The organism is Microcoleus sp. A2-C3 (genome assembly GCF_036706065.1).
In the GTDB taxonomy this organism is placed as follows: Bacteria; Cyanobacteriota; Cyanobacteriia; order Cyanobacteriales; family Microcoleaceae; genus Microcoleus.
Genome location: NZ_JAUBVX010000054.1, coordinates 1 through 13,040, shown reverse-complemented (window position 1 = coordinate 13,040; position 13,040 = coordinate 1). Strand labels below are relative to the sequence as shown.

At 45.8% G+C, this 13,040-nt stretch carries 12 protein-coding genes; 9 read left to right on the top strand and 3 right to left on the bottom strand.

The genetic code is table 11. The features are described from left to right. Positions 1 to 218 precede the first annotated feature (218 nt). The 5 genes from QUB66_RS23910 to QUB66_RS23890 all read left to right on the top strand — a co-directional run bounded on the left by QUB66_RS23910 (position 219) and on the right by QUB66_RS23890 (position 6,797). Positions 219 to 2,465 (top strand): glycoside hydrolase, encoded by a 2,247-nt coding sequence (locus QUB66_RS23910; RefSeq protein WP_332969960.1) that lies wholly within the window; start codon positions 219 to 221, stop codon positions 2,463 to 2,465. Between the two features lie 229 nt (positions 2,466 to 2,694). After that, entirely contained in the window at positions 2,695 to 5,235 is a 2,541-nt protein-coding gene (locus QUB66_RS23905; RefSeq protein WP_332969961.1) for a PAS domain S-box protein, read from the top strand. 406 nt (positions 5,236 to 5,641) lie between these two features. Next, positions 5,642 to 6,034, top strand: coding sequence for a response regulator (locus tag QUB66_RS23900; RefSeq protein WP_265237324.1), 393 nt, complete (start codon positions 5,642 to 5,644; stop codon positions 6,032 to 6,034). An 82-nt stretch (positions 6,035 to 6,116) separates the two neighbouring features. Continuing rightward, the gene (locus QUB66_RS23895) at positions 6,117 to 6,479 is read left to right on the top strand and encodes a hypothetical protein (RefSeq protein ID WP_265237322.1); all 363 of its coding nucleotides are present in this window, start codon (positions 6,117 to 6,119) and stop codon (positions 6,477 to 6,479) included. A 195-nt stretch (positions 6,480 to 6,674) separates the two neighbouring features. After that, positions 6,675 to 6,797, top strand: coding sequence for a hypothetical protein (locus QUB66_RS23890; protein ID WP_332969962.1), 123 nt, complete (start codon positions 6,675 to 6,677; stop codon positions 6,795 to 6,797). 192 nt (positions 6,798 to 6,989) lie between these two features. Here the strand turns inward: QUB66_RS23890 and QUB66_RS23885 are convergent, their stop codons facing one another. Continuing rightward, complete coding sequence (locus QUB66_RS23885) at positions 6,990 to 7,133, bottom strand: chlorophyll a/b-binding protein (protein ID WP_015176459.1); 144 nt, start codon at positions 7,131 to 7,133, stop codon at positions 6,990 to 6,992. A gap of 626 nt (positions 7,134 to 7,759) precedes the next feature. On the opposite strand from QUB66_RS23885, the gene QUB66_RS23880 reads away from it, so the two are divergent. Both QUB66_RS23880 and rnc read left to right on the top strand, forming a co-directional pair. After that, positions 7,760 to 8,425, top strand: coding sequence for an NYN domain-containing protein (locus QUB66_RS23880; protein WP_332969963.1), 666 nt, complete (start codon positions 7,760 to 7,762; stop codon positions 8,423 to 8,425). A gap of 216 nt (positions 8,426 to 8,641) precedes the next feature. Continuing rightward, positions 8,642 to 9,355 carry a ribonuclease III gene (gene rnc, locus QUB66_RS23875; protein ID WP_332969964.1) on the top strand — a complete coding sequence of 238 codons (714 nt, stop codon included), beginning with the start codon at positions 8,642 to 8,644 and terminating at the stop codon, positions 9,353 to 9,355. Between the two features lie 241 nt (positions 9,356 to 9,596). Here rnc and QUB66_RS23870 read toward each other — a convergent pair whose 3' ends face one another. Continuing rightward, a complete protein-coding gene (locus QUB66_RS23870; RefSeq protein WP_332969965.1) occupies positions 9,597 to 10,532 on the bottom strand; it encodes a polysaccharide deacetylase family protein in 936 nt (311 codons plus the stop codon). Between the two features lie 217 nt (positions 10,533 to 10,749). On the opposite strand from QUB66_RS23870, the gene QUB66_RS23865 reads away from it, so the two are divergent. Continuing rightward, positions 10,750 to 11,229 carry a DUF1824 family protein gene (locus QUB66_RS23865; RefSeq protein ID WP_332969966.1) on the top strand — a complete coding sequence of 160 codons (480 nt, stop codon included), beginning with the start codon at positions 10,750 to 10,752 and terminating at the stop codon, positions 11,227 to 11,229. Beyond that, positions 11,210 to 11,407, top strand: a complete 198-nt coding sequence (locus QUB66_RS23860; protein ID WP_332969967.1) for a hypothetical protein — start codon at positions 11,210 to 11,212, stop codon at positions 11,405 to 11,407. The genes QUB66_RS23865 and QUB66_RS23860 overlap by 20 nt, the downstream gene beginning before the upstream one ends. A 28-nt stretch (positions 11,408 to 11,435) precedes the next feature. Here QUB66_RS23860 and glgA read toward each other — a convergent pair whose 3' ends face one another. Continuing rightward, on the bottom strand, positions 11,436 to 12,863 hold the full coding sequence (glgA, locus tag QUB66_RS23855; protein WP_265237306.1) for a glycogen synthase GlgA: 1,428 nt from the start codon (positions 12,861 to 12,863) through the stop codon (positions 11,436 to 11,438). Between the last annotated feature and the right edge of the window lie 177 nt (positions 12,864 to 13,040).

Here is a 13,040-nt window from a genome sequence, read left to right as displayed (position 1 = left end):
ACTGTTAACAATTACTAATTCCCGAAGATAGCGGTTCTCAAAAAAGTGAGGAGAGCCTCATGCCCTATGCCCTATGCTCTATGCCCTATGCCGGATAGTACCTCATCTTTCTGAAAAAGGCTATATCAATCACTAATTATCAATTACCAGTTACCAATTATCAATTCCCTAATATCAATCACAAATTACCAATTACCAATTACCAATTACCAAAATCAATGTCTCATCCCCTTTACGTAGCCTTCATTTGGCACCAACACCAACCGCTCTACAAATCCAGAGTATTAGCTAGCGCAGGAGCATCCGAGTATCGACTGCCTTGGGTGCGCTTGCACGGAGTTAAAGACTACTTGGATTTAGTGCTGCTTCTGGCAAAATATCCCAAACTGCATCAAACCGTAAACCTGGTTCCTTCCTTGATTTTGCAGATAGAAGACTGTATCGCAGACCAAGCATTAGACCCTTATTTGGCGGTGACATTAAAGTCGGCAAAAAGTTTAAACATCGAAGAACAAGAGTTCATTTTAGAACACTTCTTTGATGCTAATTACCACACCCTGATTCAGCCGCATCCCCGCTACGCTCAACTCTACACTCAGCGGCAGGAAAAAGGCATTCAGTGGTGCTTGGCAAACTGGAAAGTGCAGGATTTTGGCGACTTGCTGGCGTGGCACAATTTAGCTTGGATTGACCCAATGTTTTGGGATGACCCGGAGATTGCAGGGTGGCTGAAACAAGGACAAAATTTCAATCTGGTAGACCGAAAAAATATCTATTCAAAACAAAAAGAAATCCTCGCCAGAATCATTCCACAGCACCGTAAAATGCAAGCTGAGGGACAGTTGGAAGTCTCCACAACTCCCTACACGCACCCGATTTTACCGCTACTTGCTGATACCAATGGCGGCCGCATAGCGATTCCTAACATGACGTTGCCAGAACATCGGTTTCAGTGGGCAGAAGATATTCCCAGACATTTGAGAAAATCTTGGGATATGTATCAAGATAGGTTCCATTGCGAACCGCGGGGTTTGTGGCCGTCGGAACAGGCAGTTAGCCCGGAAATTTTGCCCTATATTGCTAAACAAGGCTTTAAATGGATAGTCTCGGATGAGGCAGTATTGGGGTGGACAATTAAACACTTTTTTAACCGCGATGCGACGGGGAATGTCTGTGAACCAGAATTGTTATATCGCCCTTACCGTCTAGAAACTCCTGATGGCGATTTGGCGATCGTATTTCGAGACCACAGATTGTCTGATTTGATTGGTTTTACCTACGGTTCGATGGAACCGGAAAAGGCTGCATCGGATTTGGTGGGACACTTGGAGGCGATCGGCAGAACTCTCAAACACCGACAACCCGACGGCCAAACAGCTTTAGAAAATCCGTGGTTGGTGACGATCGCCCTAGACGGCGAAAATTGCTGGGAATTCTATCCCCAAGACGGCAAACCGTTCTTAGAATCACTCTATCAAACTCTCAGCGACAATCCAGATATCAAATTAGTCACAGTCTCGGAATTTCTCGACAAATTCCCGGCCACCGAAACCATACCCGCCGCCCAACTACACACCGGTTCCTGGGTTGACGGTTCCCTGACAACTTGGATCGGCGATCCCGCAAAAAATCGCGCTTGGGACTTGTTAGGGGCGGCGAGACAGGTATTGGCAAACCATCCAGAAGCCACAGAAGAGAGCAATCCAGAAGCTTGGGAAGCGCTGTTCGCGGCGGAAGGTTCCGACTGGTTCTGGTGGTTTGGCGAGGGCCACACGTCGAATCAAGATGCTATGTTCGATCGGCTATTTCGCGAACACGTAGCTGCAATCTACGAAGCTCTGGGCGAGCCTGTACCCCTAGAAGTGTGGCGGGAAGTAGAGGTGCACGAGGTTCAAGGTGACCACCAGCCGCTGAGCTTTATTCACCCGATTATCGACGGTATCGGCAACGAACAGGATTGGGACAAAGCCGGCCGGATTGAAGTTGGGGGAGCAAGGGGCACGATGCACCGGAGTTCGGCAATTCAGCGGCTTTGGTACGGGGTTGATCACTTGAATTTTTACCTTCGCGCCGACTTCAAGACTGGGGTGCGGCCGGGTATTGATTGCCCGCCGGAGTTAAATTTGTTGTGGTTTTATCCCGATCGCACAATGCACAATAGTCTGATGCCACTGTCTGGTTTGCCCGACGAAGCACCGCTAAACTATCGATTCCACCATCATTTAGAGATTAATTTGCTGACGAAATCGATTTGGTTTCAGGAAGCAGGAGAGGGCGATGAGTGGCATTCCCGCATCAGCCGCGCCCAAGTGGGATTGGATAAATGTTTGGAGGTAGCAGTGCCCTGGGCGGATTTGAATATTACGCCGGACTGGCAAATGAGGCTGATTGCGGTTTTATCGGAAGGGGAGCGTTACTCTACCTGTATGCCGGAAGATGCTTTGATTGCGATCGGAATGCCTTAAAGTGTCAGTTGACAGTTGACAGTTGACAGTTGACAGTTGACAGTTGTCAGTTGTCAGTAGTGCGAACTTAAGAGATCGCGAACGTTATTAGTTATCATCGGGTTTGCGTTTGCACGGGCATTATAATTTTCGCCGGTTCGTAGTGAGGACTTCAGTCCTCATTACAAACCCGATAGTGAGTAAATTTATTGGAAATCAGATCATTAGTCATTGGGAAATTATCAAGCTAATGAGCCGCATTTTGCTATTGGTCGATCGCCTCGAACAACATTTGCCGATCGCACACCTCAACACCGAGCATGAGGTGATCGTACTCGATCGCACTTCCGAACCAAGCTCCGAATTTTCGATTGCCAAAATCGCTTTTGACTTGTGCATTCTCGACGAGGCAAATTTCGATCGCATTGGGCCGGTGGTAGAAGCATTAAAAGCTGCCACCGAGCCGATATTTTTACCGTTTTTGCTCCTGAGAAAATCCCAAATGTCGGCTGTTTCTGAGCCACCGTTTTCTCTAACAGCAAAACAACTCCAAGGCAAAATTGACGATTTAATCACAACTCCCGTAGATGCCACCCAACTGCACTTACGGGCAGAAAATTTGTTGGCGCGCAGGCGATTGTCCCTAGAAATCCATAGACTTCAGGAAGTAATTAAAGAACCCACTTTTACCGAAAGTTTGTTAATCGATTCGCTGCAAACGGCAAACGAAAACTTGCAACAGGAAATCCCTAAGCGGGCCCAGGTTGAAGCTGCACTGCGATCAAACTCCTACCTCGATTTGCTGATGAATGCCATGCCAGATATTGTCTGCTTTAAAGATGGCGAGGGCAGGTGGCAGGAGGCAAATCAAGCGATATTGGAATTGTTCGAGCTATCAGCAGATGAATACCGCGGACTCACAGATTCTCAGTTAGGAGAACTTAGCAGTTTTTACCGGGAGGCACTACAGGCGTGCGAAGTGAGCGATGGAGAAGCGTGGGCAAAAGGTACACTTTCTAGGGGAGAAGAAGTGGTTCTGCGATCGAATGGTACTGTGAAAATCTACGACGTGATTAAAGTACCGGTATTTTACCCCGACGGCAGACGCAAAAGTATCGTGATTTTGGGTCGCGACATTACCGAATACAAACAAGCACAAGACGAACTCGTGCGCTTAGCGTCCATTGTCGAGTCTTCCGATGACGGTATCATAGGAAAAACCATCGCCGGGACGATTCAAAGCTGGAACGCCGGGGCAGAGAATATTTACGGCTACTGTGCGCAGGAAATTAAAGGAAAGTCGATCGAGATTTTAGCAATTCCCGAACGCCCCAAGGAAATTCCCCAAATTCTGGAAAATATTCGGGCTGGAACCACCATTGACCATTACGAAACCGTACACTTGCGCAAAGACGGCCAACATATAGATGTGTCCCTAACGATTTCTCCGATTAAAGACGCGACAGGAACACTAACGGGCATTTCGACAATCGCTCGCGACATCAGCGACCGTAAGCGCATCGAAAAAGCGCTCGAACAACTCCGCCACCAAACAGAAATGATTTTGTTCTCCGCAGGAGAAGGAATTTGCGGGTTGAACAAACAAGGAAAAGTAACTTTTGTGAATCCGGCGGCGGTAAGAATGACCGGCTGCGAATCTAAGGAATTGATCGATCGACCACTTTATGAAAGCTTACACCGTTCACAGGCAGAATGCTCGCGGGCGATCGAGCAAATCTCATCTTTAACAGACATCAATTCCGCATCTCAACTTCCCCCAGATAGCGCCGCACCTGCGATGGGCCAACTGTCGAACCCAGTAAGTTCTCAAATTTTAGCCACCTTGGCAGACGGAGAGGCGCGGCGCGTCACCGATGAGGTTTTTTGGCGGCGAGATGGCAGCAGTTTTCCGGTTGAGTACGTTGTCGCTCCGATGCGAGAACAAGGCGAAATTATTGGCGCTGTGGTGACTTTTAAAGATATCACCGATCGGCTGGCGATCGATCGCATGAAAGATGAATTCATCTCCGTTGTCAGCCACGAACTGCGGACGCCCATGACCTCGATTCACGGCGCTCTCGGCCTGCTCAACAGTGGCATCCTTGAGGCTTACCCCCAGAAAGCCAAGCGGATGCTGGAAATTGCTGTCACTAATACTGGCCGCTTGGTGCGATTGATCAACGACATCCTGGATTTAGAGCGCATGGATTCTAATTACAGCACTGCAATCAAACAAACTTGCAATGTCGCTGAGCTGATGTTGCAGGCGGCAGAAGAGATGCAGGGCATGGCTCAGCAGGCGGGAGTTACTCTGGAGGTTCGGCCTGTGGGAGCGCAATTACTGGCTATTCCCGATCGGCTAATTCAGACCTTGACAAATCTGCTCAGTAATGCTATCAAATTTTCGCCTCCGGGTGCTACGATTTGGCTAAGCGGGGAGTTGACGCACGATCGAGATTTGGCAGAAAAATCTGGGTTGAAGTCAGTGTCGTCTCCTGAATCTACCGGCATCAATCCGCACGTAGCAGTGAGTTCGGAAATCCTGATTACTGTGAAAGACCAAGGGCGGGGCATTCCGGCGGACAAGCTAGAGATGGTCTTTGAACGCTTCCAACAAGTTGATGCTTCTGATTCTCGCCAAAAGGAAGGTACTGGTTTGGGGCTGGCTATTTGTCGCAGTATCGTGCAGCAGCACGGAGGCCGGATTTGGGTGGAGAGCGTTTTGGGGGAGGGCAGCACTTTTTTCTTAAGTCTGCCAGTGATCAGGGAAGGGCTGGCGAGTGAAAGTTAATTTCTACCCATGTTTACCCACAGTTAGTCATTTTGTGCAGATTCTTGGCTGAAGTCATCGACAAACAATCTCAGCCTTTTATGCCATCATGGACTGCGGGCAAACATCGCGATTTGAAGTCGAAAAGCGGATTTTTGGGGACTCGGTTGTATAGCAACGCCCAAGGCGGTTACGACGTTCTTAATTGCTGAAACCCTTGCGGTTGATTGCTGCTCTCGCGACGATAACTAAAGCCTTCCTTCTTCCCTCTTCCTTCTTCCCTCTTCCTTCTTCCTTCTTCCTTCGGAAGCCTTCTGCTATACAGTTTTGAAAATTTACTGTAAAGTTCGATCGGGTAAAACAGTTGGCTTTACAAAATATTCACATTTAGCCTCTAGTCTGTGATCAGTTCTGATTGTTAAAAAAAATGTTAATTTTGACTGCCAAGCGCATCTTGGTGATTGATGATGCGGAAGATATTCGGGAAGTGGCTCAAGTCAGTCTTGAGGTGGTGGGTGGCTGGGAAGTCCTGACCGCGAGTTCTGGCCGCGAGGGTGTGGCTAAGGCTCTTGCTGAACAGCCTGATGCTATTCTCTTGGACGTGATGATGCCCGACCAAGATGGGCCTACTACTTTTAAACAGTTACAAGCTAATCATGCTACCCAGCATATTCCGGTAATTTTACTGACGGCTAAGGCTCTCGCTAGCGACAGGCGGATGTTCGCGGATTTGGGGGTGGTGAGTGTGATTGCTAAGCCTTTTGAACCGATGTCTTTGGCTACTCAGGTGGCTGAAGCTTTGGGCTGGGATCAAGCATAGGTCGTTAGCGCAGCCCTCGAAGAGGATCGTACACCTTGAATTCTATAATCAAAAAAAAATAAATTCTGCCTGCTCGGTTTTTATGCTGAATATAATTGGGCAGGATGATATTTTCTTTTGTAACAACTTGCCGATCTTCATCAGTTCTTCAGGTTTGGGCTTTAATTTAAGCATAGTGTCAGGGATCGATCCTGACTGTTGGCAGACACCTTGGGACAAGACGATTATGCCTTCAGCTTACATTTTGCTACTGATAGTTTCTCTGGCAGCAGTCTGGATTTACTGGCAAACCTCTCAAGATATTTTTGTTCTGGTTGGTTTGGCTGGACTGGGTTGCTTTGTTTGGGGTTTCTCTTTAGCCCCTTGGATTGTTCAGCTTCTGATTATGGTGTTGCTTTTTGGCGTGCAAAAGTGCTACTTGCGAGACGCTCAAAGTTTTGAGTGAAAAGAGATTTTTTTTGTCATGTCTGAATTTTAGATGCCCCGGCATTCGTCAATCCCTGTAATGAATTCGTTATCGATCCATATCTTAAAGAAGGTTTAAAATACCATGAATAGTTGCCCTTGTTGCTCATCTACACTGCTCCGACACGCTCGCCACAATCGCGTTTATTGGTTCTGTTCGCGCTGCTGGCAGGAAATGCCGGATCTGTCGGAGATGATTTTAGGTAATAGCCTGCGGACTCACAAACGGGATGGTTTGGTGAAGGTTCCGGCTTTGATTCCTCAAGTCAGGATTTTAAATTCAGTAGGAATTGCTTAGGAAAGCTGGAGTTAGTCTCGATATAAATATTGAGACGGAAAAGATTTTTGATTGTGCCATCGGTTTGAGTTTTTAATAAAAAGGCAAAAGCCCCTTCACTATCAATGAAGGGGGCTTATTGGTGAGCGATCGCACTTGTAAGGGGGTCGATCGCCTACCACATATTACAGCTATTGTATGGAGTTAAGCTGATTACATCAAACCGATTTGAGAGAGAATGCCTTGACCGGTGAGGAACTCGGTAGCTAAGCCAATAACGAAGCCCAGCATTGCCAAACGGCCGTTCCAGGTTTCAGCGAACTCGGTGAAGCCTACTTTTGCGTCTTTGTTTTCCATGACCAGAAACCTCGTTTAATTTCAACCTTATGTAACTAAACTTAACATAACAACAGAAACATTGCAACATATTTTTACATTTGTTTTTCAAATGCTGGCGATAAGTGGGATGAATCTATGGGTCGAGGGGCTTGTGGGCGATCGCACGGGGGGCGAGAAACCGGGTTTCTTGCGTGATTTCTCGTGACTAATCGTCAAAACTCGTAGAAACCCGGTTTCTGAAGGCGCGTAACTGGCGGTGTCAGGTGGGCGAAAATCTCAAAGGGCGATCGGGAAGGGCGATCGGCAATATTAGTAATAAATACTCATTGCATTTAATTGCTATTAGTGCTTTCCTAGTAATAAGGCTGATTTTTCAGCATCCAAAAGCGCCAAGCTGTGGGATGTTGTTGCAGGCGCAGGAGTTCTGGTTACGACCGATCGAGTCGTCAACCGTGAGACTGGATGGACAGCTATATATTTTGTTAAAAAATGAGCTAAACCTTCAGATTTTTAATCGAATGTTTAGCTGTGTATCCATTCTCACGCTTGACCACTCGTTCAGTCGTAACCAGAACTCCTGCGGGTTCTGCAACTTTAGACCCACCCCCCCAGTAACACTTAAAAAAAGTTACTGGCGGAGAGAGTTGTTAGATTGGGGAATTTCCAAAACGGAAATCCTCTCTTCAATGCTTCTTGTGCGCCAGATGCGTGATTTAAACGCCGTCAAGCAAACTAACAAATCTGGATGTACTAAAATGACTCACACTCATCGAACCATCGGCCAACAAACCAGCAAGTCTCCGCGAGTTGCTATGCTTCTGGATGTTCAGAACGTCTCTTTAAAGCAAAAGCAAGCTGAATTACTGCTGGATTTTGCCACATCAAAAGGGCGTTTAAATTGGCTAAAACTTTACTACAACTCGCAGCACGACAATCAAGTTATTGCCAAAGAGAACCTAGAAAAGCTTGGTTTTAAAGGCATTGATGTCCCCGATTCAGGTAAAAATAGTGCAGACATAAAATTGGTGTTTGACTGTACTAAACTATTTGCAATTAAGCCTTGTCCTGAGATAATTATCCTAGTCCTAGGAGATAGGGACTTTGCAGGTTTAATCGCCCTTTTGATGGCTTCTGGTAAAACAGTCATCGTTTTTGCACGGCGCGACAGTGCTAGCCAAAAAGTGATTAAGCTCGTTGGTGAGGATAACTTTCATTATGTAGACGAATTGTCTAGTTTGTGTGCAGGATTGAAACCGCAACTAAAACATCCAAAACAGTTGTCAATAAAAGCAGATAAATTATCTGCATAAAGTGGCACTGCCCGCCAGGGAATTAATTCCCTGGCGGACTGGTGGACTAACGGCCCAAGCCCAAAATCTCGGTTAAAATCAACCCCGCCACAGATAGCAAAAATCCAGTTTATTTGATAAACTAGATTTTCCAAGCAAACCGCTATCTGCGGCTCTTTCATGTCCGCCAACATAACAACACGAAACTCCAAAATCAATCACAATCATCAAACTCCCATGCTACTAACTAACAAAACACAAGAAATCGAAATAACCATTCCCCAATTCCAGAATGAAAAACTATTGCGCCAAGCCCTAACTCACCGTTCCTACGTCAACGAAAATCCCACATTTCGCGAAGCAGACAACGAACGCTTAGAATTTCTCGGCGATGCTTTGCTGACATTTCTGAGCGGCGAATATCTCTATCAGCGTCACCCAGAAATGGGAGAAGATCAAATGACTCGCCGCCGTTCTGCATTGGTAGATGAAAAACAATTAGCCAGATTTGCTACTGAAATCAATTTAGACTTAAAAATGCGGCTCGGAAAAGGAGCTTATCGAGAAGGCGGGATTACCAATCCAAATTTGCTCAGCAGCACCTTGGAAGCATTCATTGGCGCGTACTATCTCGATACGCAAGACATGGACAAAGTTCGCAATTTTGTGTGGCAAATGTTTGATTCTGTGCCCGACAATGTTGTGGAAACGCGATCGACTGTAGACTCAAAAAACCGCTTTCAGGAGTGGGTACAAGCCAACGGTGACACGACTCCGCCCAAATACGTCACAGTCCAAGCAGGAGGAACGCCCCACCTTCCCGAATTTCTCGCTAAAGTTTATGTTGGAGACAAATGCTACGGAGAAGGTAAAGGCAAAAGTAAGAAAGATGCTGAGAAAAATGCGGCCGAAGATGCGCTAGCAAAGCTCAAAAAACGCGGACTGATCTAAACGCGAAAACATCGTTCATTCAGTTGACAGTTGATAGTTGACAGCTACCTGGAAGGAAGAGGATTGAAGCAATGAATAGTCTGATTTTAATTTCTCCCTCAAATGGAGAAGCTTTAAACCAATTCTTTCTGGTAAAAACTACTAGCTTTTTTGCCCGATGACACAATGAGCACGCGCATCCCCAACTCTGGGGACAAATAAACTCGCCCAATCAAGGAGATAGAAAAACCCCAAATGCTGCCTAAAGCGACTCTTTTTTTGTCAGAGTAGAAGCTCTTTTCGCTATGCGAATTAAAGCTCTAGGCGACATATCTTTATCGACAGTGATGCGAGAAATGCGGTAGTTATTTTTCAGTCGGTTTACTCTGAATAAATGGTCATCGTACAAAAAGCCTGTTAAATGATATTTAGGCAAAAGCTTTTCCACTTCCCTGTCTGATGCGCCGTAGGGATAGGCGATGTGAGCGCCAATAACTTTATTTTTGTCCAAATCTCCCATACATTTTCTCAATTCAGACTTAGATTTAGCAATTTCAAATTCTAATTCTTTTCCGCTAATTTGAGTAAAATTTTTATGAGTAAAACCGTGAGACTGAACGTCATAAAAACCTTTTTGATATCCGTCTCTTAAATCGTTGCAAGTAGTGTGGGCTATAAAATTTTTGCCCATATTCACACCTAAAAAGTGAGGATTTACAAATAACACAAATTTGCCTTGTTTGTTGTGAACTACTGAAAGTTTTTCTAAGATCGGAAGTGCATTTTCATGAACGCCTTTATACCCGTCATCAAAGGATATCATAATCGGTTTTTGACCCAATCTTTGAGCTGGTATTGGCTGGGACTTGTCGATAAAGTATACGTACAAGTCTTGAGATGATAATAACCAATAGTTTTCTTTAATTATATATTCTAAAAATACTGAGAAATCTTGTTTGGTGTAGTCAATGGAAAAAGCAAGCCGCTTTGGTGGCAATTGGGCGGGATTGCGAGTGTCTACAATGTCGTGAAAGCCGATTAGAGGAATTTTGATGAAATTAGATTCTACTGTCCAGCCCGAAATACCTATACAGATGCCAAATATCAGGAATAAGTAGAGCGGTTTGGCTTTGTGTAGCAGCCGAAACATAAATTCGATCGCAAATTTTATGTTTTTTAACAATTGCTCGAACTTCATACTTTCTTTACTAATTTGTGTGCTTTTTGTCTATACCATTAATAGAGGCAAATTCAGCTAACTTGACATTTTTGTGATATTTCTTTGAAATCTAGGTAGAGTGTGCGATGCAGTAGGTCGATCGCCCAAATTGATTTCCAGATCCACAATTAGGCTATAATCGGGACTGGCGCGAGTGTTACCGCCGTCGATCGAGGGTTGCAATAGCAGAAATCCGTTGACGAGTACCCGAATGTCGATCGTACTTTTGGAAATATCAGAGCAATTGATGTCTACTCAAAACCCGACTACCCTGACTGTTGAAGCGGCACAGCAAATCCTCAAAGATTTTACTTGTCTGGATATGCAATCTGTAGCATCGCCGCTGGAAAAACAGGCGCTGCGTGAAGCGATTTTGCTGGTAGCAAGTTTGTCGGATTACCAAATGCTGGGAGTTTGCGCTACTTCGACGGATGAGGGCTTTTCAGCTTTAGCAACTTATTTGAAGGCTTTGGGATATCAAGCTGTTTTAGATCCAAGTGCTTTTGCTTCATTTACTGGTTCGGTTTATATTAAGTTTAATACTTTGAAGGGTTCGTATTATGTTGATGGCTATCCGGGAACTTATCGGGGCGTGTTAGTATCGTGCCAATTTTCCTCGGAAGATGGAGTTAGCGGGACTTACGGTCATTTACCTCTTGATTTATTTGTTGATTAATTGGGAAGAAGGAAGAAGGAAGAAGGAAGAAGGAAGAAGGAAGAAGGAAGAATGCGAATTTAGATTATGTCATTGCGAGGAACGAAGCAATCTCTCTTACCCTGGGATTGCTTCGTTCCTCGCAATGACACGTTTTCGGGTGCGTCAGGAAATATGCGATCGCCTAAATCGACAATAACGCCTGACGCACCCTACAAAGAAAGAGATTAACCTTTACCAATGATTAATTGTGGCTCAGGTTCTGGTGATGTTTCTTCTGGTGAAATGCCGAGAATTTCGCTGTACAAGTTGACGTATTTCTGGGCAGAAAGATCCCAGCTAAAGTTTTCTCTCATGCCGCGTTGTTGCAGTTCTTTCCACTTATCTTTGTAGCGGAAACCTTCCCATGTTCGGATCATACAGGTGAACAAGTCGAGGGGCTCGTAGCGATCGAAACAGTAACCGGTACCGGTATTATTAATTGGGTCGTTGTGGGAAACGGTATCGACTAAACCGCCTGTACGACGCACCATTGGGACGCAGCCGTAGCGGAGGGCGAGCATTTGGCTGATGCCGCAGGGCTCGAAACGGCTGGGCATCAGGAAGGTGTCGCAGCCTGCGTAAATGCGCCGGGAGAGGGCGTCGTTGTAGAGTAATTGGGTGGACATCCGACCGGGATAGCGGGCGGTCATTTGCCAGAGTTGGGTTTCGTAGTAGCGATCGCCCGTTCCGAGTACAATAAACTGAGCGTCGGTATAGGCCATGAAGCGATCGAGCATTTGAATGATCAAATCCAACCCCTTCTGTTCTACCAGCCGCGTCACCATGCCGATTAAAAAGGCATTTTTATTCACTTCCAAACCGACTTCTTCTTGCAGCGCAATTTTGTTAGCTGGGCGCTTTTCTAGCGTATCAACACTAAATTGTTGGTGGAGGTACTTGTCAGTTGCTGGGTTGTAAGATTCTGTATCAATTCCGTTCAAAATTCCCGAAACCTTGCCGCCTAGAAAAGATAGCAAACCTTCCAAAGTTTCCCCGTAAGCTGGGGTTTTGATTTGTTCGGCGTAAGTCGGTGAAACTGTATTTACGCGATCGGCAAACTGTACTGCCGCAGCCATTGTATTGTGACCTTGCATATACCAGGGGCACCAAGTCATCTGATCCAAACGCCAGCGCCACGGCCCTTGATAAGCTAAATTGTGAATAGTAAAAACTGTGCTGATATCGGGGTCTTGCTTCATCCAAACAGGTATCATCCCCGTATGCCAGTCGTGACAGTGCATAATTTGTGGTTTCCAGTGATTCCAGGCAAATTCAGCAGCAGCATTGGCAAAGAAAGTGAACCTCCAATCTTCATCTACGCCGCCGTAAACGCGGCGCGGCAAGAAAGATGGATGTTGCAATAAGTATAAAGGTACATCGGTTCCCGCCAAAACACTTTCAAAGACGGAGAAGCTTTGGAACATGGCCGCCCCCTGGAAAACGGGTTTTTTGGGAACGTCCATTTTGTCGGGGACGAAGCCGTAGTAGGGCATGAAGATGCGGACATCGTGACCCATGCGGCGCAGAAATTTAGGCAAAGCGCCGACGACATCGCCCATACCGCCTACTTTGGCTAGGGGTGCTGCTTCGGCGGATACAAATAAAATGCGCATTATTTTTTTGTGTTCCTTGAGATACTTAGTCTAGATTAAGTTTAAATGGCGATCGGCACAATAGACCTCTTGCAAAAAAAATCTATGCTATAATAGACCTCGGTAGTGCCATGAAGGAAAGGATAGAGTAAACTTAAGCTACTATTAGAGAGAAGTGTTTGCCATTAGTGATATGAC

Bases quoted from the DNA above. Each gene is read 5' to 3' on its own strand.
- QUB66_RS23910 (WP_332969960.1), top strand. From the start codon at position 219: ATGTCTCATCCCCTTTACGTAGCCTTCATTTGGCACCAACACCAACCG.
- QUB66_RS23905 (WP_332969961.1), top strand. From the start codon at position 2,695: ATGAGCCGCATTTTGCTATTGGTCGATCGCCTCGAACAACATTTGCCG.
- QUB66_RS23900 (WP_265237324.1), top strand. From the start codon at position 5,642: ATGTTAATTTTGACTGCCAAGCGCATCTTGGTGATTGATGATGCGGAA.
- QUB66_RS23895 (WP_265237322.1), top strand. From the start codon at position 6,117: ATGCTGAATATAATTGGGCAGGATGATATTTTCTTTTGTAACAACTTG.
- QUB66_RS23890 (WP_332969962.1), top strand. From the start codon at position 6,675: ATGCCGGATCTGTCGGAGATGATTTTAGGTAATAGCCTGCGGACTCAC.
- QUB66_RS23885 (WP_015176459.1), bottom strand. From the start codon at position 7,133: ATGGAAAACAAAGACGCAAAAGTAGGCTTCACCGAGTTCGCTGAAACC.
- rnc (WP_332969964.1), top strand. From the start codon at position 8,642: ATGCTACTAACTAACAAAACACAAGAAATCGAAATAACCATTCCCCAA.
- QUB66_RS23870 (WP_332969965.1), bottom strand. From the start codon at position 10,532: ATGAAGTTCGAGCAATTGTTAAAAAACATAAAATTTGCGATCGAATTT.
- glgA (WP_265237306.1), bottom strand. From the start codon at position 12,863: ATGCGCATTTTATTTGTATCCGCCGAAGCAGCACCCCTAGCCAAAGTA.